This is a genomic window from Streptomyces sp. NPDC057010 (genome assembly GCF_042673805.1).
Lineage (GTDB): Bacteria > Actinomycetota > Actinomycetes > Streptomycetales > Streptomycetaceae > Streptomyces.
The window spans coordinates 217,139-241,435 of sequence record NZ_JBHUSC010000003.1 but is presented as its reverse complement, the minus strand read 5'-3'; the positions used below and the strand labels follow the sequence as shown (position 1 = coordinate 241,435).

General features: G+C 71.1%; 17 protein-coding genes and 1 pseudogene. 12 read left to right on the top strand and 6 right to left on the bottom strand.

Annotation, left to right across the window (positions count from 1 at the left end):
* Positions 1-3,846 (bottom strand): annotated as a pseudogene (locus ACFTXQ_RS05355) (type I polyketide synthase); the annotation flags it as partial.
* Between the two features lie 364 nt (positions 3,847-4,210).
* On the opposite strand from ACFTXQ_RS05355, the gene ACFTXQ_RS05350 reads away from it, so the two are divergent.
* Positions 4,211-5,386, top strand: a complete 1,176-nt coding sequence (locus ACFTXQ_RS05350) for an acyl-CoA dehydrogenase family protein (RefSeq protein ID WP_382636062.1) — start codon at positions 4,211-4,213, stop codon at positions 5,384-5,386.
* 116 nt (positions 5,387-5,502) lie between these two features.
* Here ACFTXQ_RS05350 and ACFTXQ_RS05345 read toward each other — a convergent pair whose 3' ends face one another.
* The gene (locus ACFTXQ_RS05345) at positions 5,503-6,726 is read right to left on the bottom strand and encodes a cytochrome P450 (RefSeq protein WP_382636061.1); all 1,224 of its coding nucleotides are present in this window, start codon (positions 6,724-6,726) and stop codon (positions 5,503-5,505) included.
* 303 nt (positions 6,727-7,029) lie between these two features.
* On the opposite strand from ACFTXQ_RS05345, the gene ACFTXQ_RS05340 reads away from it, so the two are divergent.
* Positions 7,030-8,496, top strand: coding sequence for a flavin monoamine oxidase family protein (locus ACFTXQ_RS05340; protein WP_382636059.1), 1,467 nt, complete (start codon positions 7,030-7,032; stop codon positions 8,494-8,496).
* A gap of 68 nt (positions 8,497-8,564) precedes the next feature.
* Here ACFTXQ_RS05340 and ACFTXQ_RS05335 read toward each other — a convergent pair whose 3' ends face one another.
* Complete coding sequence (locus ACFTXQ_RS05335; RefSeq protein WP_382636058.1) at positions 8,565-9,146, bottom strand: maleylpyruvate isomerase N-terminal domain-containing protein; 582 nt, start codon at positions 9,144-9,146, stop codon at positions 8,565-8,567.
* 194 nt (positions 9,147-9,340) lie between these two features.
* Here ACFTXQ_RS05335 and ACFTXQ_RS05330 point away from each other — a divergent pair, with 194 nt between their 5' ends.
* Positions 9,341-10,510 carry an acyl-CoA dehydrogenase family protein gene (locus ACFTXQ_RS05330; protein WP_382636056.1) on the top strand — a complete coding sequence of 390 codons (1,170 nt, stop codon included), beginning with the start codon at positions 9,341-9,343 and terminating at the stop codon, positions 10,508-10,510.
* A gap of 160 nt (positions 10,511-10,670) precedes the next feature.
* Here the strand turns inward: ACFTXQ_RS05330 and ACFTXQ_RS05325 are convergent, their stop codons facing one another.
* From ACFTXQ_RS05325 to ACFTXQ_RS05315, 3 genes are all read right to left on the bottom strand, one after another.
* On the bottom strand, positions 10,671-11,564 hold the full coding sequence (locus ACFTXQ_RS05325) for an NAD(P)-dependent oxidoreductase (RefSeq protein WP_382636055.1): 894 nt from the start codon (positions 11,562-11,564) through the stop codon (positions 10,671-10,673).
* A 273-nt stretch (positions 11,565-11,837) separates the two neighbouring features.
* Positions 11,838-12,491, bottom strand: a complete 654-nt coding sequence (locus tag ACFTXQ_RS05320) for an NAD(P)-dependent oxidoreductase (protein WP_382636053.1) — start codon at positions 12,489-12,491, stop codon at positions 11,838-11,840.
* Between the two features lie 102 nt (positions 12,492-12,593).
* On the bottom strand, positions 12,594-13,685 hold the full coding sequence (locus ACFTXQ_RS05315) for a LuxR C-terminal-related transcriptional regulator (RefSeq protein WP_382636052.1): 1,092 nt from the start codon (positions 13,683-13,685) through the stop codon (positions 12,594-12,596).
* Between the two features lie 167 nt (positions 13,686-13,852).
* Here ACFTXQ_RS05315 and ACFTXQ_RS05310 point away from each other — a divergent pair, with 167 nt between their 5' ends.
* The 9 genes from ACFTXQ_RS05310 (at position 13,853) to ACFTXQ_RS05270 (ending at position 24,167) form a co-directional block, all read left to right on the top strand.
* Complete coding sequence (locus ACFTXQ_RS05310; protein WP_382636050.1) at positions 13,853-14,032, top strand: hypothetical protein; 180 nt, start codon at positions 13,853-13,855, stop codon at positions 14,030-14,032.
* A gap of 89 nt (positions 14,033-14,121) precedes the next feature.
* Entirely contained in the window at positions 14,122-16,515 is a 2,394-nt protein-coding gene (locus ACFTXQ_RS05305) for an AAA family ATPase (RefSeq protein WP_382636049.1), read from the top strand.
* Positions 16,516-16,600: 85 nt separating this feature from the next.
* The gene (locus tag ACFTXQ_RS05300) at positions 16,601-17,368 is read left to right on the top strand and encodes an SDR family NAD(P)-dependent oxidoreductase (RefSeq protein ID WP_382636047.1); all 768 of its coding nucleotides are present in this window, start codon (positions 16,601-16,603) and stop codon (positions 17,366-17,368) included.
* A 52-nt stretch (positions 17,369-17,420) separates the two neighbouring features.
* Entirely contained in the window at positions 17,421-18,632 is a 1,212-nt protein-coding gene (locus tag ACFTXQ_RS05295; RefSeq protein WP_382636045.1) for a cytochrome P450, read from the top strand.
* A gap of 11 nt (positions 18,633-18,643) precedes the next feature.
* The gene (locus tag ACFTXQ_RS05290; RefSeq protein ID WP_382636044.1) at positions 18,644-18,853 is read left to right on the top strand and encodes a ferredoxin; all 210 of its coding nucleotides are present in this window, start codon (positions 18,644-18,646) and stop codon (positions 18,851-18,853) included.
* Positions 18,850-20,319 (top strand): MFS transporter, encoded by a 1,470-nt coding sequence (locus tag ACFTXQ_RS05285; RefSeq protein ID WP_382636043.1) that lies wholly within the window; start codon positions 18,850-18,852, stop codon positions 20,317-20,319. Before ACFTXQ_RS05290 ends, ACFTXQ_RS05285 begins: the two co-directional genes overlap by 4 nt.
* A 208-nt stretch (positions 20,320-20,527) precedes the next feature.
* Positions 20,528-22,117 carry an FAD-dependent oxidoreductase gene (locus ACFTXQ_RS05280; protein WP_382636041.1) on the top strand — a complete coding sequence of 530 codons (1,590 nt, stop codon included), beginning with the start codon at positions 20,528-20,530 and terminating at the stop codon, positions 22,115-22,117.
* Between the two features lie 14 nt (positions 22,118-22,131).
* Positions 22,132-22,929 (top strand): SDR family NAD(P)-dependent oxidoreductase, encoded by a 798-nt coding sequence (locus ACFTXQ_RS05275; RefSeq protein ID WP_382636039.1) that lies wholly within the window; start codon positions 22,132-22,134, stop codon positions 22,927-22,929.
* A gap of 131 nt (positions 22,930-23,060) precedes the next feature.
* On the top strand, positions 23,061-24,167 hold the full coding sequence (locus ACFTXQ_RS05270; protein ID WP_382636037.1) for an NAD(P)-dependent alcohol dehydrogenase: 1,107 nt from the start codon (positions 23,061-23,063) through the stop codon (positions 24,165-24,167).
* Positions 24,168-24,297 lie beyond the last annotated feature (130 nt).

Sequence of the window (24,297 nt, the reverse complement as noted above, 5' to 3'; positions counted from 1 at the left end):
GAGGAGGAGGTTGCGTATGCCGTGTTCGGTGATGAGGTGGCGGGCGATGGTGGCGCCGAGGGTGCCGGTGCCGCCGGTGATGAGGGTGGTGCCGTTGGGGTTCCAGGTGGGGGTGGTTTCGGGGGTGGGGGTGCGGTGGAGTCGGGGGGTGTGGAGTTGGCCGTTCCGGAGGGCGATTTGGGGTTCGTCGAGGGTGAGTGCGGTGGTGAGGGTGTCGGGGTGGAGGTCGTCGGTGTCGGTGTCGAGGAGGACGATGCGGTCGGGTGCTTCTGTTTGTGCGGAGCGCAGGAGGCCCCATACGGCGGCTGCGGCGAGGTCGGTGGTGTCCTCGTCGGCGATTGCGAGGGCGCCGCGGGTGATGACCACGAGGGGCGTGTCGGTGAGCGTCTCGTCCGTCAGGTGGTCCTGGACCCGGGACAGCACCCGCCGAACCGCCGCGGCCGGCTCCGTGCCCGGCTCGTGCCACAGCAGCTCATGGGGTCGCGCGGCGGCCGCGTCCGCCGAGACCGGCGTCCAGTCGATGCGCAGCAGCGGGCTCCGCGCGGCATCGGCGAACGCGGCGTCGGGGAGCGCCCGGTACTCCAGGGACTCGACGGAGAGCACCGGCCCGCCCGTCTCGTCGGTCAGCAGCACGGAGAAGGTCCGGTCGCCGATCGCGGTCAGCCGGGCCCGCACCGCCGAAGCACCCGTGGCGTGCAGCCGCACCCCGCGCCAGTGGGCGGGGGCGAGCGCGGTTCCGTCCTGGAGCGCGGCGCCGAGCAGGGCCGGGTGGAGCGCGTAGCTCCCGGCCTCTGCCAGGAACTCCTCCGGGAGCCGGAACTCCTCGCTCCCGCCGGGTCCCGGGGGCGGGGTGTCGGTGGTGCCGGGGAGCAGGGTGCCCTCGGCGAGCAGGGTCCACGCGGCGTCGGCGCCTTCGGGGCGCGCATGGACCGTCAGGCCGCGCCGGCCCCCGTCACCCGCCGCCCCCACGCCCACCTGCAGCTCCACGTCCCCCTGCTCGGGCAGCACCAGCTGCGCGTGCACCGACAGCTCCTCGAGGAGCCCGGCGCCCGCCTCGTCCCCGGCCCGTACGGCCAGCTCCACCCAGGAGGAGGCCGACACCGCCGGCTCCGCGAGCCAGGGGTGCGTCCGCGCCGACACGCGGCCCGAGAACAGCAGCCCGTCCGAGCCGGCCACCCGCACCAGCCCGCTCAGGACGGGATGCCCGACGCCGCCCGCGCCGGTACCCGCGGCCCGGGCCGACGGGTCGGCGTCGAGCCAGTGGCGGCGCCGCCTGAAGGCGTAGGTGGGCAGGGCCACCGCGGGCGCGGCGCCGCCCTGCGGGAAGAGGGCGGCCCAGTCGACGGCGGCGCCGTGGACGAAGGCGGTGGCCAGCGCGGTGAGCACGGTGCGGGCCTCGGGCCGGCCGGTGCGCAGGGCGGGCACCGCGGTGATGCCGTCGGCCATGGCGGACAGGACCCCGTCGGGGCCCAGTTCGAGGCAGGTGGTGACGCCGGCGTCGTCCAGCGTGCGGAGCGCGTCGTGGAACCGTACGGCCTGCCGGACCTGGTCCACCCAGTAGTCGGGCGACGCCAGTTCCGCCGCGGCGGGTCGTCCGGTGACCGTGGAGACGATCGGGATGGCGGGTTCCCCGTACGACAGGGACCGGGCGACCGCCCCGAACTCGGCGAGCATCGGCTCCATCAGCGGTGAGTGGAAGGCGTGGGAGACCTTGAGGCGACGGGACTTGTGCCCCGCGTCGTCGAAACGGGCCTGCACGCGCAGCACCGCGGCCTCGTCGCCGGAGATCACGACGGACCGCGGGCCGTTGACGGCGGCGATGGCGACGCCGTCGGTGAGGTGGGGGGTGATCTCGTCCTCGGTGGCCTGGATGGCGACCATGGCGCCGCCTTCGGGGAGCGCCTGCATGAGGCGGGCGCGGGCCGTGACGAGCTTCGCGGCGTCGGGCAGGGTGAGGACCCCGGACACGTGCGCGGCGGCGAGTTCCCCGATGGAGTGTCCCGCCAGGTAGTCGGGGCGTACGCCCCAGGACTCCACGAGGCGGAACAGCGCCACCTCCAGCGCGAACAGCGCGGGCTGGGCGAACTCGGTGCGGTCCAGGCCGTCACCGGAGGCGATGACCTCGCGCAGGGCCGGGTCGAGCAGCGCGCACACCTCGTCGAACGCGGCGGCGAAGACCGGGAACGCCTCGTACAACTCCAGGCCCATCCCGACGCGTTGGGCGCCCTGTCCGGTGAACAGGAAGGCCGTCCCGCCCGGCGTGCGGGAGCCGTACACCGCCCCCGCGCCCGGCCGGCCCTCGGCCAGCCGGCGCAGCTCCTGCTCGAACTCGGCGGGCCCTTCGGCGAGTACGACCGCACGCTCGTCGAAGTGCGTACGGCCGGTGGCCAGGGAGCGGCCCACGGCCATCGGGGCGGCATGGGGAGCGCCCTCTGCGTACGACCGCAGACGCTCCGCCTGGAGCCGCAGCGATTCCCCGTCCTTCGCCGACAGCACCCACGGCACCACCGGGAGCGGCGCGGCCTCCGGCGCGCCGCCCTCCTCGCCCTCGGTGTCGACCGCTGGCGCCTCCTCGATCACCACGTGCGCGTTCGTCCCGCCGAAGCCGAACGAGGACACCCCGGCGCGGCGCGGCTCCCCGGTCCGGGGCCACGCCCGTGCCTCGGTGAGCAGCTCGACCGCTCCGGCCCCCCAGTCGACGTGGCTCGAAGGCTCCTGCGCGTGCAGGGTCTTCGGCAGCACCCCGTGGCGCATCGCCTCCACCATCTTGATGACGCCGCCGACGCCCGCGGCCGCCTGGGAGTGCCCGATGTTCGACTTCAGCGAGCCCAGGTACAGCGGCCGGTCCTCCGGCCTGTTCCGGCCGTAGGTGGCGAGCAGCGCCTGCGCCTCGACCGGGTCGCCGAGCCGCGTGCCCGTTCCGTGCGCCTCGACCGCGTCCACGTCCGCGGGTTCGAGGCCCGCGCCGGCCAGGGCCTGCCGGATCACCCGTTCCTGGGCGGGCCCGTTGGGGGCCGTCAGGCCGTTGCTCGCGCCGTCCTGGTTCACCGCGGAGCCGCGGATCACCGCGAGCACGGTGTGCCCGTTGCGCCGCGCGTCCGACAGCCGTTCGACGAGCAGCATCCCGACGCCCTCCGACCAGCCGGTGCCGTCCGCGTGCTCGGAGAAGGAGCGGCAGCGGCCGTCGGCGGAGAGCCCGCGCAGCCGGGAGAACTCGATGAACGCGGTCGGCGTGGACATCACCGCCGCCCCGCCCGCCAGCGCGAGATCGCACTCTCCGCTCCGCAGCGCGTTCGCGGCGAGGTGCATGGCCACCAGCGAGGACGAGCACGCCGTGTCGACGGTGACCGCCGGCCCTTCGAGCCCGTACGTGTAGGCGAGCCGCCCGGAGGCGATGCTGCCCGCGCTGCCGCTGAACAGGTAGCCCTCGTTGCCCTCCGGCGGCAGCTCGGGACGCGAGCCGTAGTCGTTGTACATCAGGCCGGTAAACACGCCCGTACGGCTTCCGCGCAGCGATTCCGGGGTGATGCCCGCGCGTTCGAACACCTCCCACGCCGACTCCAGGAGCAGGCGCTGCTGGGGGTCGACGGCGAGCGCCTCACGCGGGGACATCCCGAAGAACTCCGGGTCGAACAGGTCCGCCTCGTGCAGGAAGCCGCCCTCGCGCGTGTAGGAGGTCCCCGGCCGGTCCGGGTCGGCGTCGTAGAGGGCGTCCAGGTTCCAGCCGCGGTTGGAGGGGAACTCGCCGACCGCGTCCACCCCGTCGGAGACCAGACGCCACAGGTCCTCGGGGGAGGACACCCCGCCCGGATAGCGGCACGCCATGCCGATGATGGCGATCGGCTCCCGCGCCTTGTCCTGCACTTCCCGCAGATTTCTCCGGGCATCCCGGGCATCGGCGATGGCCCGCTTGAGGTACTCACGAAGGTCCGATTCAGCAGCCACGAGATCTCAGCTCCCCGAAAAAGTAATCAACAAACCCGCCAAATTACCTTACGTCGCGCTTGCGGTTCGTTGTCTAAATCCTGCTCACGCAGCGGTAATCCCGCCCTCGTGCGAGGCATTCCTGCAGCCCGCGGGGCGGTAATCGGGCGCACATCGGCGGCGGGGGAGCGCAATTACCGGGGGAAGGCCGGGTGATTCACCTTCGGTGGTAATTTTCAGCGCAGTGTGTCCACGTTGACAATCACGCATTCCCTGGAGGAGCAGAGTGGCCGAGCAGGAAGAGTTTCAGTCTGTTGTGGACGCGGTGCAGAAGATAGCCGGGAGGCTCCGGGAGAACGGGCGCGCGGCCGAGGAAGGGCGTCGCGTACCCGACGAGAACATCGCGCTGCTCGACCAGGCCGGCGCGTTCCGCATGGCCGTGCCGCCCCGGTTCGGCGGACTCGGTCTCAGCGTGGCCGAGCAGGCCGAGGTCGTCCGGGAGATCTCCCGCGGCTGTCCCTCCACCGGCTGGGACATGACGGTGTGGCTGACGGGTGCCCAGATGGCCGCTCTGTACCCCGACCAGGCCCAGGAGGAGGTCTTCGCGGGCGGCTCGGCCCGCGTCTCCATCGGCTTCGCGCCGACCGGCGCGATCGTGCCCACCGAGGGCGGCTACCTCCTCAACGGCAGCTGGAGCTACAACTCCGGCTGCCACTCGGCCGACTGGGACTGCCTCGCGGTGATGCTGGACCGTCCGGACGGGACGTCCGAGGAGTTCATCGCGATCGTGCCGACCTCCGAGCTGTCGATCACCGACGACTGGGACGTCTCCGCGGGCAGCGGCACGGGCAGCGCGACCACGACCGCCAAGGACGTGTTCGTGCCCGCGCACCGGCTGGCGAGCTACGAGGAGCTGATGCTCGGCACCACCGGCAACCGCTGGAACAGCGCCGAGAGCGGGCGGAACTACGGCGTCGTCGCGTTCATCATGTCGCTGTACGCGGCGATGGCCGTCGGTGTGGCGCGCGGTGCGTACGAGCTGTTCCTGGACCGGCTGCCCGGCCGCGGGATCACCTACACCTCGTGGGAGGACCAGGCCCTGCACCCGCTCACGCAGGTGCAGGTCGCCACCGCGGCGAACAAGATCGATGCCGCCGAGGCCCTCTCGGAGACGTGGCTGCGGCTGCTCCAGGAGCGGGCCGACGCCGGCGTGCAGCCGTCGGACGCCGAGAAGGCGATCGTCCGGGGCCAGACGTCCTTCGCGGCGCAGCTCGCCAAGGAGGCGGTGGAGCTCCTCTTCACCGCGAGCGGTGCGTCGGTCATCAAGCGCAGCGTGCCCTTCCAGCGCTACCACCGCGACATCCTGGGGTTCTCGCTGCACGCCCTGACCAACATCAACGTGAACCACGAACTGCAGGGCCGGGTGCTGCTCGGGCTCGACCCGGACACCACCATCCTCTGAGCACGCCACGACCGGAGCCCGGGGCGGCATGCCGCCCCGGGCTCCGGCGCACCGGGCAGAGCCCTTCCCGTACCGGATCGCGAGGCCACCGGTACGGGAAGGGCTCAGTCCTCGCTTCAGCGAGGTCCGGCGCCGTGCAGGCTGACGGGGAGCCGGGTCAGCGCGCGCAGCAGCCAGCTCTCGCTGTACGTGATCTCGTCGCGCGGGATGGCCAGCTCCATCTCGGGGAACCGGTTCAGCACCGCGGGGATGGCGATCTCCGCCTCCAGCTTGGCGAGGGCGGCCCCGATGCAGTTGTGCAGGCCGTGCCCGAGGCCGAGGTTGCGCGGCCCCTCGCGGGTGATGTCCAGCCGGTCGGGGTCGGTGAACCGCCGGGGGTCGCGGTTGGCCGACAGGATGGTGGCGATGACGGGCGCTCCCGCCGGCAGGGACACACCGCCGAACTCCAGGTCCTCCTTGGCGAACCGGAACAGGCCCATCGTGAACGCCCCCTCGTAGCGGAGGAACTCGTCGATCGCCTGCGGGGCCAGCTCGGGCCGTTCGGCCAGGAGACGCCGCTGACCGGGGTTGTCCAGCATGGCCAGGACGGCCGAACCGATCAGGTTCCGGGTGGTGTCGAGGCCGGCCATGATCATCTGGGCGAGCATGGCCACCAGCTCGTCCTCGGTGAGCCGGTCGTTCCCGTCGCGCGCCTCGATGAGGCTGGTGAGCAGGTCGTCACCCGGGGCATTGCGCTTCTCGACGATCAGTTCACGGCCGTACTGCGCGATGTCCTCGAACGCGCTCGTGACGTTCTCGGTCTCGTCGTCGGGGTGGAAGGCGCGGTCGATGGCCTGGATGATGTCGTTGTACCGCTCCAGCGAAATGCCGAAGACGTTGCCGATCACCTCTGCGGGAACGGCGCCCGCGTAGTCCATGAGGTCGGGGTTCTCCTGCTTCCCGAGCCGGTCGAGATTGGCTTCCACGATCCGCTGGGTCGACTCGCGCCACTGGGCGATGCGGCGCGGAGTGAACGAACCCATGGCCAGCTTGCGCTGGCGGGTGTGGTCCGGCGGGTCGAGCGTGGAAAGGATGCGCTCCACCACGGTCCCCGCACCGAGCACCATTCCGGACTTCTGGAACTCGGGACTCGCGTAGTCACCCGCATTGGTGCTGAAGCGGGGGTCGCCGAGCAGCGCGTGCACATCGTCGAACCGGGTGACGATCCAGGACCGGAAGTCCCCGATGGGGAAACTGAATTCGTGCACGGGGGCGTTGTCCCGCAGCCAGGCGAACGCCGGGTACGGGTTTTGGTAGTAGTCGCCTTCGAAGAGCGTGCTCGGGGGTGACGAGGTAACCATGGCCGGCCTCCTGGTTGGCGGAAGGGGACGAACTCCCGATGCGGTCCTGAATGAGACCGGAAGGAATCGTATGCAGCGCCGTCAAGGCAGCGGCCACGCCACGGTAATTCGCCGATTCGCCCTCCGGTGGTCCGCTGGTTACGCATCCGTGGGTGCCCCGTTGCCGATCGGTGGCCATCGGCTCGGGATTCACTGGACACTTGCAGTGGCCGAATTGACGGGGCGGGCGCCGAAGGTGCGCATTCCCCGCTCCGCATTTCTGCGGGCATTCATTCCGGACTCCGATGGGGGAACTCGTACATCATGAACATTCGACGCGATCGATTCAATGCCGCCGATGAGGGCTCGGCATCGGGCACCGCGCGTGTGACCTCCCGCCGCACCATCCTCAAGGCGGCCGGAGTCGCCGCCGTGGGCGCCTCGACGGCCCTCGGGATCTCGCTCCCGGCCCGCGCGACGGAGGAGAAGGACGCGTACGACGTCATCGTCATCGGGGCGGGATTCGCGGGCGTCACGGCGGCACGCGACCTGAGCAAGCAGGGCAAGCGGGTCCTCGTCCTCGAAGGTCGCGGCCGGATCGGGGGCCGGACCTGGACCAGCACCCTCGGCGGCCACCTGGTGGAGATGGGCGGCACCTGGGTGGACCCGGCCACGCAGCCCCACATCGGCGCGGAGATCAAGCGGTACGGGATCGAGCTCCAGGAGGAGGGATCGATCGACCGCCTGATCCTGCCGACGGGCACGGGCCCCAAGGAGTTCGACGTGGCGGCGGGGTTCGCGAAGATCAATGCGCTGCGCGCGTCGATCTTCGACGGGTCCGCCCAGTACTTCGACCGGCCGTTCGAGCCGCTGCACCGCCTGGACCTGCTGCAGAGCGTCGACAAGCTGTCGCTGCGCGACCGCCTGAACCAGCTCGCGCTCTCGCCGGCGGACGAGCTCCTCATCAACGGTGAGACGGCGCTGCTGGCCGGCGGGACCAGCGCGCAGGGCGCCCTGACGATGCTCGCCCAGCAGTGGCAGCTCGCCGGCGGCACCGAGGCCGGCTGGAACAACACGGTGCGCTGGAGCATGAAGGGCGGGACCTCCGGCCTGCTGAACGCCATGCTGAAGGACTCCACCAACGCCACCCTGCGCCTCAACTCGCCCGTCACCGCGGTCTCCGACGGCGGCCGCGGCATCCAGTACGTGACCACGCGGTCGGGCGTCAGGCACGCCGCACGCGCCGTGATCGTGGCGGCGCCCATCAACGTCTGGAAGACGATCAAGTTCAGCCCGTCGATGCCCGCCGCGCAGACCGCGGCCACGGCCGGGAACGCGGGCGGCGCGGAGCACGGCAAGAAGTTCTGGATCCACGCCCGCGCCGGGCAGGGCCGGTTCTACGCGCAGGGCGCCGAGGGCGGCGCGTCCATCCCGTGGCTGCAGGCGGGGCCGGCCACCACCGAGGGCCAGCTCTACGTGGGCTTCAGCGTCGACCCGAACCTCGACGTCAACAACGTCACCCAGATGAAGGCGGCCGTGAAGCAGCTCGGTGTCGAGCTCGACATCATCTCCGTCAAGGGGCACGACTACGGCAAGGACGAGTTCGCGCTCGGCGCCTGGGGCTTCCGCAACCCGGGACAGCTGACCTCGCTGTACCCGAACATCCTGGCCGACACCGGGCGGGTCGCGTTCGCCAGCGGCGATGCCGCCAACGGCTGGAGCGGCTACATCGACGGGGCGCTCGAGTCCGGCATCCGGGGCGTCAAGCAGGTGCAGCCCTACATCTCCTGATCACCGGACGGGCCCGGCCGCGCGTGCGCGCGGCCGGGCCCGTCCGTGCGCACGCGGGCCGCGCCCGCTCAGCGGACGTCCGCGTACCAGCGCCAGTCCTTCTGGCGCCCCAGTCCGGGCAGTTCGGCCCGGCCGGTACACCACAGCAGGGTCTCGGACGGGCTGAAGCCCGCCGGCGCCTGCGGGAACAGCCGCTCCACGGTGGGCGCGCAGAGTTCGTCGGGCAGGGGCTGGTCGAGCCCGAAGCCCTGGGCGATGTCACGGCTGTGGACCAGGACTTCGAGTACGTGCATGGCGCCGTACCCGGCGGCGTCGCCGGTGCCCCACGGGTGGTAGGCGCGGACGTCGGGGCCGGTCTCCCGGAGGGTGGAGTTGAGCAGGGCGCCCCCGATCCGGATGCCCTCCACCGCCAGCTCGGGCGGCGTGCCCTCGTCGACGGAGAAGCGCAGGCCGATATAGCGGTCGGTGGGCCGGGCGATGAGCAGGGCCGAGTATCCGAACACGGCCTGGGTCAGGTGGGAGATCGTCTGGTAGCAGCTCCACTCCAGCTCCCCGGCGGGGCGGGACCAGTCCTGGTCCGTGCACTTGTCGAGGACGGCGGTGCTGAAAGCAGTCGCTTCGGTTATGAGGTCGGGCCACGTGGTAGTCATCCGCCCATGCTGCCATCGGCGGGTCATTTCCCAGGCCGTTTTGCCCACGAAAGAATCATCCAGCGGTAATTGACGGGTAATCGACTCCGGCGGTGTCCGCACGGATATTCGGAGTTACCGTCACATGACTGTGCGCGCGCGCCCGGTCAGTAGCGTGGTGCCGAATTCAGTAATGCCGAGGACTCGGAGTGTCCATGAATGACGAGCTGATATCCCTGCTCGACGCGGTGAGGGACATCGTTCCCACGCTCCGCAAGAACGGTGCCGAAGCGGAGGACAGGCGCTGGATCCCCGAGGAGAACATCGAGCTGCTGGAGAAGGCCGGGGTGTTCCGCATGGCGGTGCCCAAGCGCTTCGGCGGCCTCGAGCTCGGTGTGGCCGACCAGAGCAAGGTCATCGCCGAGATCTCCCGCGGCTGTCCCTCCACGGGCTGGCTGACCATGGTGTGGGTGACCAGCGCCTGGGCGGCCGGCCTCTACACCGACGAGGCGCAGGAGGAGGTCTTCGCCGGCGGTTCGACGCGCGTGTCCATCGTCTTCGCGCCGAACGGCACGCTCGTACCCGTCGAGGGCGGCTACACCCTCAACGGCACCTGGAAGTTCAACTCCGGCTGCCGCGGGGCCCATTGGAACCTGGCCGCGGGCATGGTGCAGCGGCCCGACGGCTCGCACGAAGAGGTCATCGCCGTGGTCCCGATGGACCGGATGAGCGTCGTGGACGACTGGGACGTCTCGGCGGCCGCCGGCACCGGCAGCGCGACGACGGTCGCCAAGGACGTCTTCGTGCCCGCCCACCACGTGGTCTCCTACGAGGAGGCCATGATCGGCACCACCACCGGCCGCTCCAACACCGGTGCGACGGGCCGCAATTACGGCCTGCTGGGCTACATCCTCGCGGACGTCGCCTCCGTGTTCACCGGCATCGCGCGCGGTGCGTACGAGCTGTTCCTCGAGCGGCTGCCCGGCCGAGGCATCACCTACACCAACTGGACCGAGCAGAGCCTCTACCCGCTCACCCAGGTGCAGGTGGCCACCGCGGCGAACAAGATCGCCGCCGCCGAGGCCCTCTCCACCCGGTGGCTCGACGTGCTCCAGAAGCGCGCCGACGCCGGCGAGCAGCCGACGGACGCGGAGAAGGCCGCGATCCGGGGCCAGACCGCGTTCGCGGTCGAGCTGTGCAGGGAGGCCGTCGAGGTGCTCTTCCGGGCGAGCAGCGGTTCGGTCATCCTCCGCAGCGTGGACCTGCAGCGCTTCCACCGGGACATCGAGGGCCTGTCGCTGCACGCGCTGGTGCAGCTCAACGCCAACCTGGAGGTGCAGGGCCGCGTCCTGCTCGGCCTGGACCCGGAGACCGACTTCCTCTGAGCCGCCCCGCGCCCCGCGCTCCGCGGCACCGCGCCCCGCCGGACGATCCGGCGGGGCGCAGCCGTGTGCCGTGCGCCGAACGGGTCGGGAACGCGACGATCCCGCCCGGTCGTGGTGACCGGACGGGATCCGCTGTTCCCGCGGCGGGGCGCCGGTGCGGTTACGACGCCTTCGGGTCCTGGAACAGCTCGATCATGGCGGCGTAGCTGTTCTCGGCGAAGCCCTTGGCGATGACCCGCTTCACCAGCCCGTGGACGGAGGCCGGCAGCTCGGTGTTGATGCCCTGCGCCTCGCTCTCGTGGAGCAGGTGCTCGATCGACGCGAAGTGCGTCTCGAGCTTGGCGTCGTTCGCCGGGTACTTGCCGTCACCGGCGTCGATCTGGCCCGCGTAGTCCGTGGCGAAGAGCTTGACGGCGTCGATCCACGAGGTGGCCCACGGCAGGAAGGTCCGGGCGTCGATGTTCGCGCTCTTGAGCAGCGCGGCGCCGTGGATGAAGCTGTTCAGGGTGCCCCACATGACACCGAGCAGCGCGACGTCGTAGAGGACCGCGAGGCCCGGGTCCTCGCCCACGTAGGTGGTGGCGCCGCCGAGCACCTTCAGGGTGGCCTCGTGCTTGTCGAAGGCGGCCTTGGTGCCGCTGTGGAAGAGCACCGACTCGGCCGCGCCGATGGTCGCCGGGATGGCCATGATCGCACCGTCGAGGTACTCGGCACCCCGCTCGGAGGCCCATGCGGCGGTCTCGCGCGCCTGCTCCGAGGATCCGGAGGTCAGGTTGGCCAGGACCCGGCCCGACAGGGCGCCGTCCAGCGGGTCCAGGATCTCGTGCATGACGTCGTAGGTCGACAGGCAGACGACGACCAGCTCGGCGGCGGTCACCGCGTCCGCCGGGGTGGGCGCGAGTAACGCTCCCTGCCGGACGAGTTCCCCGGCCTTCTCGGGCGAACGGTTCCACACGGTCGTAGGGTGACCGGCCTTCAGGAACGCGGCGGCCAGTGCCTGTCCCATGAGTCCCAGTCCGATGACCGTCACCGGTGCGCGGTCGTTGCCCGCCATTGCAGCTCCTATGCATTTCCGGGAAGGCCGGCGCGATGTGCGCGCACCGCGGCCCTCCACGTGAATCGTCTCGACACGCCGGCAGCACCGAGGAGCGGTCACCCCGCCCCTCCGGCATGCAGCCTGTTCAGCCTGGTCGAGGCGGGCATTTCGCTCAAGTACTTACCTCGAAGTGCCCACTTACCGGTATGTAAGTGTCGAGAACGCGAACTGCCTCCCGAACCAGGTCCGGAAGCCTGGTTCGGGAGGCAGTATCGCGCGGGCCGCGGAGGGTCAGTCGGCCACGGAGATACGGGTCTTGTGGTTCTTCGGGGTCTCGGCCTCGTCCAGGAGGGCGACGGCGAGGTCCGCGTAGGAGAGGTGGCTGGTGCCGTCCTCCTTGGTCAGCAGCTGGTCGCCGCCGACGCGGTACGTACCCGTGCGCTCGGCCTCGTCGAGGACCATCGGCGGGGTGACGACCAGCCAGTCCAGGTCCGTGGTGGCGGAACGGAAGACCTCGAGGCCGGCCGCGTGGCCCTTCGAGAACTCGAGGAAGGCCTCGGGGAAGTCCGGGCCGTCCATGATGCGCTGGCCCGGGGCGAACTCCAGGTTGGAGACGAGGCCGATGATCAGGGCGCGGCGGACGCCGGCCTGCGGCAGGCTCTCCAGGAGCGCGTGGGCGGCACCGACGAAGAACGGCTCCGGGGCGGAGGAGGCGTCGTAGACCGCGCTGATGGCAATGTCGTGGCCCTCGGCCGCGGCGGCGACGCTGCGGACGTTGGTGATGTCACCGGCGACGACCTGGACGCGGTCCGAGGCGAGGTCCTCGTACTTGGCGGTGTCGCGGACGACGGCCGTGACCTCGTGGCCGCGGGAGAGGGCCTCCGCCACTACCGCACGACCGGCCTTGCCACCGGCTCCGAACACAACAACCTTGCTCATCTGCATGCCTTTCTCGCACCTTAAGGGCCGCGGGGGAACATCACCGGCCCGAAAATGACCGTAGTCAAAGAGATTTGGGCGAGCAACGGAAGTCGACCCCAGAGTTCTTTAGGGGTTGGTCGTGGGCGGCTCCCCGAAATTGGCCACGGGCCCGCCGGGGAGCAGCCCGTCGTCGTCGCCCTCGACCAGCGGGACCAGGTCGTTGTGGCGGATCAGGTAGCCGGCCTGGAGGCGGGTGCGGGCGCCGATGCGCTGCATCAGCTCCGAGATGCGGCGCTGGCAGGTGCGGGGGGAGATGCCGAGCCGGCGCGCGATGGACTTGTCGTCGTGGCCGCTGACGAGCATCCGCAGCACCGCCTCGTTCAGCGAATCCGAAATGGACCGGATCTCACTCCGGTCGAATTCGGGATTGAACGGTTCGGAAGTGGCCCAGGCGTATTCGAAGGACTGCACCACGAACTGGGTGACGTCGGGGTCGCGGATGAGAGCGGCGCCCCGCGGGTTGTCGGGCAGGGTGATGACAGCGGTGGTCCTGTCGTACACGATGGCCCGGGTGAACCCGCTTCCGGTGGTGCGGACCTCCGCGCCGTTGCCGATGATCTTGGTGACGTAGTCCCGGGTGGGCTGGTCGAACCGGGCGGTGTGCTGGTAGAGGGTGCGCATGCGCACCCCGCGGGCCAGGATGACGCTGTCGCGGCGGGCCGTCTCCTCGAGGACCTCCGGGCTGCGGGCGCCGCCCGGCTGGGAGGTGATGACCTCCGACTGGCACTCGTCCGCCAGCCGGCCCAGGACCCCGCGCACCGCGTCGAGGTCGTCGATGCGCTCGATGCCCGAGGAGCGGGAGCCGTCGGAGGTGCTGGAGCGGTAGAGCGGCAGCAGGCTGTGCATCTGCTGGCGTACTTGTTCCACCGCGTGCTGCCGGGCGCGCAGCTCCTCGTCGTAGGGGGAGAGGAGCTGGAGGGAGGCGGAGGCGGGGTCGACGACGACGAACTGGCCGCGTCCCTCCGCGGTGGGCCGCAGCAGCCGCAGCTTGGCCAAGTCCGCCACGGCCGACTCGACTTGGGGGGCGGGGAGGCCGAGGTCCTCGGCGCAGGTGGGCACGTCGATGCAGACGCGCTGGACCGCGTAGGAGTAGACCCGATGGGTGACCGTGTCCGCCCGGGGGACGCTGGAGGCGTCCGGTATGTCTATGTTTGGCACGGTTTGGATCCTCTCCACTTTCAGCCAGTCGCCAAGTGGATCCTACGCAGTCCGGGGTCGGCCGCCCCCTGACTGTGATGATTGCCGACAGCGGGGGGAACACCGCTGACCAGGGAGTTATCTGCCGTTCTTGGCACGCTTTTCCGCTCATTGTTCTGGGGGAACCGATGAAGCCCATGCATGTCGACCTGCGTACTTTCGCCAACTTCGCCCTTGCCGCCGCGGCCGTCGCCGGACTCCTCGTCGTGAGCGCGGGCCCGGGCCACTCCGCGGACCGGACGGGCCCCGTCGCCACCGCCGCCGCGGGTCAGGGCGACACGCACCCGGACGACCAGGGCTGGGGCTGAACCGCCCCGCTCGCGGGGCCGGTGCCCGCGAGGGATCACGTGCCGCTGGGGCGCAGCGGTTCGAAGACGCAAACTGGGGGACAAACCTGATGACTTCCATCCACAATGCATTCGGATGGAAAGTGCTCCGCGACATCCTTGCCGATGCGACCGCGGGGTACGGAAGAACCGCTCTCGTGACCGGTCCGGTCGCCGCGGGCAAGACGACGCTTCTCCATTCCTTCGCCGAATACGCCGCGCAGCGCGGTGCTCTGGTGCTCCGCGCCGACTGCTCGCGCTTCACGCCGACGGGACCGCTGGGCCTGTCCCGCCAACTCCTCGGCGTACAGGCCGAGTTCCCGGACGACTCCGATCTCGCCCCGGAGGACCGGGAGCTGGAGGCCGACGAGGCCATCGCGCACATCGTGGAGCTCTCCTACCGGAGCACCGTGCTCGTGTGCGTCGACGACCTGCGCCACGCGCACCCCGCCTCGGCCGGCTTCCTCTCGCGGCTGGCCTCGGCCATCGGCGACCGTCCGGTCCTCGTCGTGGCCACCGACCGGGTCAGCTCGCCGCACGGCTTCCACTGGCTCGCCCAGGAGCTCACCGGCCGTTCGACGTTCCGGAAGATCTCGCTCACCTCGCTGCTGCCCGAGCAGCTCGTCACCCTGGCGGAGTCCGAGTTCGGCCTCGGCCTCGACGCCGACACCGCCTCCCGGCTGCTGCGGCTCTCCAACGGCAACATGCTCGTCACCGCGGCCCTGCTGCGTGACCTCGCGGCGGACCGGGACCGGCACCCGGCCCCCGGCGAGAGCCCCCAGGTCCCCATCGGCCCCGGCTACGCACGCGCCGTCCTGGAGACCCTGCACCGCCTGGACCCCGAGGTGCGGGAGATCGCCGAGGCGATCGCCGCCGCCGGCGAGCACGAGTCGGCGCGCCTGATCGCCGAGATCTCGGGCAACGAGGTCGCCGTCGTCGAGGAGGCCACGCGCGAACTCGTCGCGGCGGGCCTGCTCGCGGCCGGCGGGTTCCGCCACGAGGTGGCGCGCGGCGCCATCCTCGGGGACATGCCCCGCCGCCGGCGGGTCACCCTCGGCAAGCAGACCGCCGTCGCCCTCAAGGAGGACGGGGCGTCCGCGGAGGACGCCGCGCGCTGGCTGGAGTCCTTCCACAACGGCCCCGTGCCGCCGCGGCCCCCGCAGCGCAGCACCGGCGAGGAGTTCCGCATCTCCGGCCGCCGGCTCGAAACGCTGTGGGACGCCCGGGACATCCTCGGCAGCATCGACCAGGGCATCCACGACCTGACGGCCCGCGAGGACCTGCGCCTGATGGACCTGGAGGCCGGCAAGCTCCTGGTCGCCGCCGAGTTCCCGGGCCTGCTGCGCCAGGCCGTGGACGAGCGGGCCCCGCGCCAGCGGATCGACACCACCTCGGTCCAGGGCGCCCGGTACGCCGCCGCCTGGTCCCTCGCCGGGACGCTGACCGGCCGCACCGAGCCCGCGCACGCCGCCCAGCTCGCGGACCAGGCGCTCGAACGCAGCATCTTCACCGACGAGATGGCGCCCGCCACGCTCGCCGCCCTCTGGGCGCACGTCCACGGCGGACGCCCCGAGCAGGCCCGCTCCTGGTGCGACCGGTTCCTGGCGGACACCACGGACCGCCAGGCCATGCCGTGGCGGGCGTCGCTCACCGCGCTGCGCGCCGAGGCCGCCCTGCGCACCGGCGACCACGCCGCGGCCGTCGCGGACGGGACCCTGGCCCTGCGGATGCTGCCCGCCTCCCGCTGGGGCGTGCGGATCGGCGGACCGCTGGGCACGCTGCTGCACGCGCACACCCTCGCCGGCACCTCCGCGAAGGGCGCCGTGCTGCTGCGGCGCCGGCTCCCGGAGTCCATGTTCGAGACCCGGTACGGGCTCGGCTACCTCTACGCCCGCGGCCACCACCACCTGGCGACCGGGGACCACCTCCTCGGGCTCGCGGACTTCCTGCGCTGCGGACGGATCCTGGCCGACTGGGGCTTCGACCACGACCGCCGGATCCCCTGGCGGCTCTCGGTCGCCGCGGCCTACATGGCCATGGGGGATTACAGCAAGTCCGTCGAGTACATCGTGCAGGCACTGGACCGGCCCGGGCTGCTCCTCGCCGGCACGGACGCGGGGGAGAGCCGCTTCGACACCCGCGAGGCGATCTTCGAGCAGCTGCGGGAGGCCATCGGAACGCCGCAGCTGGCCACGGTCGCCGCCGGACTGCAGAGCGGCGGACTGCTCTCCGAGACCGACGCCGACGTACCGCGCTACAAGATCTACGACCGCAACACGGTGTGCCTCCAGCAGCTCAGCCCCTCCGAACGGCGCGTGGCCGTGCTGGCCGCCAAGGGCGTCTCCAACCAGAAGATCGCCCGCGAACTGTCCGTGACGGTGAGCACGGTCGAACAGCACCTGACCCGCACCTACCGAAAACTTCAGCTCGCCGACCGCCAGGAACTCCGTTCCCGGCTGGGCTGAACCAAGGCGTGAGCCGCCGCGAGCCCCGCGGCGGCTCACGCATGCCCCGATTAAAGGCACAAAAAGAATATTCAAGAGGAGAACCGTGGATTTCGGACTCAAGAACAAGGTCGTCGTCATCACCGGCGCCAGCGGCGGCATCGGCCGGGCCGCGGCCGTGGCCTTCGCCGCCGAGGGCGCCCAGGTCGTCGCGACCTACCACAGCAACCCCGGAGGGGCCCAGGAGACCGTGCGCCGTGCCGGACTGGCCGGAGGCGAGGTCGTCGCCGAGCAGCTGGACCAGGGCGACCCGGCCTCCATCACGCGCTTCATGACGGCCGTCGAGAACCGGTGGGGCACCGTCGACGTGCTCGTCAACAACGCCGTCGCCATGCCCGGCTTCCCCGGGCACGGCGAACTCTTCGAAACCGAGCCCGCCGAGCGTTTCGCGGCCTCCCTCCAGTCCAACCTGCTCGGCCCGTACCTGCTGAGCCGCGCCGTCGTCGGCGGCATGCGGCGGGGCAAGTGGGGCCGCATCGTGCACGTCTCCTCCACCTTCGCCGAGGACGGCTACCCGGGCCGCTCCGCCTACGCCGCCGCCAAGGCCGGACTGCACGGCCTGACCCGCGTCATGTCCCGCGAACTGGGCCGCGCCGGCATCCTCACCAACGCCGTCCTGCCCGGTTTCACCCCCGGTGACAAGCCCATGTCGCCGGGCCTGCTCAACTTCACGGCCGAAGCCGCCGCCACCAAGCGCAACACCTCCCCCGAGGACGTCGCCAACACCGTCGTCTTCCTCGGCTCGGCGGCCAACAGCAACGTCACCGGCGAACTCGTCCGCGTCGACGGCCACTTCCTGACGCCCGCCCCGTGAGCGGCGCGCCCGCGACCCGACCCCGACACACCCAGACTGGAGACGACCCCCGATGACGGAGACGCTCGCGTCCGAATCGACGGAAGCGCTGCCCGAACTGCCCATGACCCGCAAGTGCCCCTACCACCCGCCGGCCGAGTACGAGGACCTGCGCGCCATCGGCCCGGTGACCCGGGTGCGCCAGTGGGACGGCCGGCCCCTGTGGGCGGTGACCGGACACGCCGAGACCCGCGAACTCATGTCGCACCCGGCCATGTCGGTCGACCGCTTCCACCCCAACTTCCCCATGCCGATCCCGGCGCTCACCCAGCTCCAGACCCCGCGCTCCGCGGCCATCGGCGCCCTCATCAGGACCGACCCGCCGCAGCACACCAAGCAGCGGCGCGACGTCCTGCCGAGCTTCACCCTCAAGAAGATCGCCGGCATCAAGCCGGAGATCGAGAAGACCGCGACCGCTCTCGCCGACGAGATGGTTGCCTCCGGCAATTCAGCGGACCTCCTCGAGGTCTACGTCAAGCCGCTCATCGCCATGGTGCTCTCGCAGCTCCTCGGCATCCCGTACGAGGACCGCAACTACTTCGAGGACCTCACCTACCGCCGCTTCGACCCCGAGCAGGTCGTCGACGCGATGAGCGACCTCGCCGACTACCTCGGCAAGCTCCTCATCGCCAAGGAGACCACCCCCGGCGAGGGCCTCCTCGACGACCTCGTCACCCAGGTCAAGGCCGGCACCCTGGAGCGCGACGAACTCGTCCGCTACGCCCTGGTGCTGGTCATCGCCGGCCAGGAGACCACCGCCAACACCGTCGCCCTCAGCGTGCTCACCCTCCTCGAGCACCCCGAGCAGCTCGCCGAGCTCAAGGCCGACGGCGACCTGTGGAAGAACGCCGTCGAGGAGCTGCTGCGCTTCCTGTCCCTCACCGGCGGCCTGTCGCGCGTCTCCACCGCCGACATCGAGATCGCCGGAGTCACCATCCGCGAGGGCGACGGCATCCTCTTCCTCAACCCCGCCGCCAACCGCGACGAGGCCCAGTTCGAGCGGGCCAACGAGCTCGACATCCACCGCAACGTCCGCAACCACCTCAGCTTCGGCTTCGGCATCCACCAGTGCATCGGCCAGAACCTGGCCCGCGTCGAACTCGACGTCGCCCTGCGCACGCTGTTCGACCGCGTGCCCACCCTGCGCCTCGCCTCCCCCGTGGAGGAGATCGAGGTCAAGCAGGGCCTGGTCTTCGGCCTCGCCGAACTGCCGGTGGCCTGGTAACGGAGCCCACCATGACCCTTCACATCACGGCGAACACCGCCGTCTGCATCGGCGCCGGCCAGTGCGTCATGGCCGCGCCCGACTTCTTCGACCAGGAGGAGCACGGCACCGTCATCGTCCTGGAGGACGAAGTCCCCGCGGACGAGCTCGCACTCGTCCGCGAGGCGGCCTACCTGTGCCCCTCGCGCGCCATCACCTACACCGAGACGAGCGAGACGTGACCGACACCCTGGCCGGCGCTCCGGCCGCGAAGACCGGCGCGCGCGACACCCGCTGGTGGGGACTGGTGATCATCTCGCTCGCCCAGCTGATGGTCTGGCTGGACGCCACGATCGTCGCCGTCGCGCTGCCCTCCGCCCAGGAGGCCGTCGGCCTCACCGACGCCTCCCGCCAGTGGACGGTGACCGCCTACGCCCTCACCTTCGGCGGGCTGCTGCTCCTCGGCGGGCGCGTCGGCGACGTCCTCGGCCTCAAGCGCTCCCTCATGATCGGCGTCATCGGCTTCTCGCTGGCCTCCGCCATCGGCGGGGCCGCGACCACGCCGGGGATGCTCGTCGGCGCGCGCGCCGCGCAGGGCGTCTTCGCCGCCCTGATCGCCCCCTCCACCCTCTCCCTGATCAGCAGCACCTTCACCGTCCCCGCCGAACGCGCCAAGGCCTTCGGCATCTTCACCGCCATCTCGATGTCCGGCGGCGCCACCGGCCTCATCCTGGGCGGAGCGCTCACCGACTACCTCGACTGGCGCTGGTGCTTCTACATCAACATCTTCTTCGCCGCGGCCATCCTGATCGGCGGCTACCTCGCCCTGGTCAACCCCGAGCGCAACCGGGACACCAAGCTCGACGTGCCGGGCGCGATCCTCGCCACGGCGGGCATGCTGGCCCTCATCTACGGCCTCGGCGAAGGAGGTTCGCAGGGCTGGGACTCTCCCGTCATCCTCGGGGCGCTCGGCGGGGCCGTCGTGCTGCTGGGCGCCTTCGTCCTGGTCCAGCACAGGTCGGAGCGGCCGCTGCTGCCCCTGCGCGTGCTCACCAACCGCAACAGCGGCGGTGCGTTCCTCGCCATGAGCATCTCGGCGTTCTGCATGCTGGGCATGTTCCTCGGCATGACGTACCAGCTCCAGTCCGTCATGGGGTACTCGCCGTTCAAGACGGGTCTGGCCTTCCTGGCCTACATCGTCACGGCGGCCGTCTACTCCACCAAGGTCGCCAGCAAGCTGCTGCTGCGCCTGCGGCCGAACGTCATGATCGCGGCCGGTCTGGTCATCTCCGCCATCGGGCTGCTCGTCCTGACCCGGCTCACCCCGGACAGCGGCTACCTCACCGGCGTCTTCCCCGCCCTGATCCTCTTCGGCCTGGGCGTCGGAAACCTCGCCGTGCCCGTCTTCCAGACGGCGATGGCCGCGGCCGAACCGCGGGACGCCGGCATCGTCTCCGCGGTCGTCAACACCTCGCAGCAGGTGGGCGGTTCCGTCGGCGCGGCCCTGCTCAACACGGTCTCAACCAGCGCTGCCGCCACGTACCTCGCCTCCCACGCGGGGGCGGCCGGTGCGGAGCAGGAGGCGGCGGTCCACGGTCTCGCCCTGGCCTGTGCGGTCGCGGCGGGCGTCGCCCTCGTGGGCGCCGTGGTCTCGGGCACGCTCATCAACGTGCGGCCGAAGCGGCCCGAGGCGGCCGCGCAGAAGTAGTGCGACACCGGTGTCGGCGGCCGTGAGCGGGTGAAAGTCCGTCATGTTCTGCCGGCTGTTTGTTGGGGTTTCTTAGGGGAGTTGTTTTCCGGTGATGGCCGATAACCTCCCCTAGGAAATCACTCCAACCTTCCCGCATTCCATGCATCAAGGGGACTTTGCTGTGTCCGTTTACGCCAGACGAAGTGTCATTGTGGGGGCCGGAGCCGTGGCCGCAGGCCTCGCCGTGCCCCAGGTGGCCCAGGCCGTCGACCCGGGTTCGCCGCCGCCTTCGGGGAAGATCGAGAACAGCCCCTCGGTCGTTGTTCCGTCGTCGGATCCCCGTTACGGGGAACTTCAGCTTCGCAACTGGAACAAGCTGTACAAGGCCAATCCCGAATACTTCCGGATCGTCCGTACGCCGTACCAGGTGAACCGGGCCGTCGCCGACGCCTACGCCGCCGGAAAGCGGATCGCGGTCCGCTCCGGCGGCCACGGCCTCGCCGGCCTCGTCGAGGACCCGGCCAACCAGGTGATCATCGACTTCTCCGAGATGCGCTCGGTGACGTACGACGACAACATGGCGGCCTTCTGCATCGAGCCCGGCGCCACCCTCGGCCAGATCTACCGCAACCTCGACTACGGCTGGGGCGTCACCCTCCCCGCCGGAACCTGCCCCGCCGTCGGCGCGGGCGGCCACATCATCGGCGGCGGCGTCGGCGCCCTCTCCCGCCAGCACGGCCTGGTCTCCGACCACCTCTACGCCGTCGAGGTCAACCACGTGAACGCGGCCGGCGAGGTCAAGACGGTCATCGCCACCCGCGACGCCGCCGACCCGAACCGCGACCTGTGGTGGGCGTTCGCCGGCGGTGGCGGCGGCAACTTCGGCGTCGTCAGCCGCTTCTGGCTGCGCACGCCGAACGTCACCTCCGTCAAGCCGCAGGATCAGCTGCCCAAGCGGCCCCAGGCCATCATGACCGCCCGCGCCATCTGGAACTGGGCCGACATGGACCAGGTGTCCTTCATCCAGCTGCTGAAGAACTTCGGCACCTGGCACGAGCAGTACAGCGCCCCCGGCCAGCGCGGCAACCAGCTGTACGCCTCCCTGATCGCCCCCCGCAAGGAAGCGGGCAAGATCTTCGTCTCCGCCCAGGTCGACCCGGCCGACCCGGCCAACGAGACCCTGCTGAACGACTTCATGACGGCGCTGACCGCCAACGTCACGGCGCGCCCCCTGCTGCTCAACACCGGCCGCCAGCCGTGGCAGTACACCACCGTGAACGCCGCCGACACGGCCGTGGCCATGGGCGTCACCGGCCCGCCGCGCTCCCGCACCAAGGGCGCGCTGCTGCGCAAGCGCTACACCGACGAGCAGGCGGCGCTCATCTACTCGAAGCTGACCTCGACCACCTACTCCCACACCGCGTCGAGCTTCAGCCTCGGCTCCTTCGGCGGCCAGATCAACGCCACCGCCGAGAACGCCAGCGCCTCCGTGCACCGCACGGCGATCATGCTCGCCTCGGTCTTCAGCTGCTGGGACGTGCCCGCCGACGACGCCAAGCACCAGACCTGGAACCGCGAGTTCTATCGCGACCTGTACGCCGACACCGGCGGCGTCCCGGTCCCGAACGACCGCTACGACGGCTGCTTCGTCAACTGGCCCGACACGGACCTGGCCGACCCGGCCTGGAACACCTCCGGCGTCCCGTGGACGACCCTGTACTACAAGGGCAACTACGCCAAGCTCCAGCAGGTCAAGGCCAAGTACGACCCGAAGGACATCTTCCGCCACAAGCTGTCCGTGCAGCTCCCGGCCTGATCGTGGAGCAGCCAGTGGAGCAGTCACCGAACACCGACGGGCGGCCCGTCGTCCTCGTCACGGGCGGGGCCAGCGGCATCGGCGCCGCGGCCGTCCGCCGCTTCACCCGGAACGGAAGCCCCGTGGTGATCGCGGACGTGGACGCCGGCCAGGGGGCGGCACTCGCCGCCGAGACCGGCGCCCACTTCGTCCGCACCGACGTCCGTGAGCTCGCGGACAACGAGGCCGCGGTGGCCGCCGCCGTCGACCGCTTCGGCCGGCTGGACGTCGTCCACCTCAACGCAGGGACCATCGGCAGCACGTCGATCGGCGAGGGCTTCGACGTCGAGCGCTACCGGCGGCTCATGGGCATCAACCTCGACTCCGTCGTGTACGGGATCCAGGCCGCCCACGGCCCGCTCAAGGCCACCGGCGGCAAGATCGTCGTCACCGCCAGCGCCACCGGGATGCGGCCCTCGTTCGAGGTCTTCTACTCGGCGAGCAAGCACGCCGTCGTCGGCCTCGTCCGGTCCCTCGGGCCGGTCCTCGCCGCCGACGGGATCTCCGTGAACGCCCTGTGTCCCGGCCTCGTCGACACCCCGCTGATCGCGGACCGCATGGCGGAGCTGGCCCGGGCGGGCATGGCGGTGTCGACCGTCGAGAGCGTCGTCGACGCCCTGGACACCGTCCTCGCGGACCCGCGTACCGGGCTGGCGTGGCTGGTCATGGCCGACCGCCCGCTCGCCCCGTTCGAGTTCGCGGACCTGCCCGTCCCGCAGGAGCACAACCTCGCATTCGAGAACGGTGGAGTCCGGGCCGTCCGCACGGCCTGACCCCCCACCCGCCGCTCAACCGCGAGCCACGACACCCGCCCGGGTCCGCATCCGTCGGGCCCGGGCGGGAGTCGTGAACACACCGATCCAGATCCACCCCATCACCCGTGAACGCAGGAAGGAACCACCGCATGGCTGTCACCAAGGCCGCGATCGTCAGGCAGAAGGGAGGGCCGTTCCGGATCGAGGAGATCCAGGTGGAGGGGCCGCGCCTCGACGAGGTCGCCGTACGCATCGTCGGAAGCGGCCTCTGCCACACCGACCTGCTCGCCCGCGACCAGGTCCTGCCGCCCGGGGCGCCCGCCGTCCTCGGCCACGAGGGCAGCGGTGTGGTGACGGCCGTCGGTGCCGCGGTCACCTCGGTCGCCGTCGGCGACCGCGTCGTCCTGGCCCCCATGAGCTGCGGCCAGTGCCGCGGCTGCCGCACCGGACACCCGATGCACTGCTCCTCCTTCCTCGGCGTCAACCTGATGGGCAGCCGCCGGGACGGCAGCACCGCCTACCGCGACGCCGAGGGCGAGGAACTGCGCGGACACTTCTTCGGCCAGTCCTCCTTCAGCACCGAGGCCGTCGTCAACGAACGCAGCGTCGTACGCATCCCCGACGACTGCGCGGACGTACCGCTGGAACTCCTCGGCCCGATGGGCTGCGGCCTCCAGACCGGCGCCGGGACGGTACTGAATTCCCTCAAGCCGCCGGCGGGCAGCAGCATCGTCGTCATCGGCGCGGGCGCCGTCGGCCTGGCCGCCGTCATGGCCGCCGGGATCGTCAGCGCCGGCACGATCATCGCCGTCGACCTGCACGACAGCCGGCTGGAGCTGGCCCGCGAACTCGGCGCCACCCACACCTTCCGCGCCGACTCGGCCACCCTCGTCGAGGACGTGCTCGCCCTCACCGGCCAGGGAGCCGACTTCGCCGTCGACGCCGTCGGCCTGCCCCAGACCGTTCGCACCGCCGTCGCCGTCCTCGGCATCGGCGGCACCGCGGCCATCGTCGGCTCCGCCGGCGCGGGCCAGGAGGCCTCGCTGGGGATCTCGCAGCTCTTCGGACGGACCGTCAAGGGTGTCGTCGAGGGCGACTGCGTACCGGCCCTGCTCATCCCGGAGCTCATCCGGCTGCACCGCGCGGGCCGCTTCCCGTTCGACAAGCTCATCCGGACCTACGGCTTCGACGACATCGAGCAGGCCGTCGAGGACGCCGAGCAGGGCCGCACCGTGAAGCCGGTACTTGTCGTCTGAATGTTTCGGCGGGATTCCCCCAGGGGCGGGGGGGGGCCACGACACGGGGCCCGCCCCCCCCCAGGTCGCCGCGGCACCAAGTGATATACCCCCCGGCGGGCGCGGAGGGGGGGGAGTTAGGGGGGGGGTT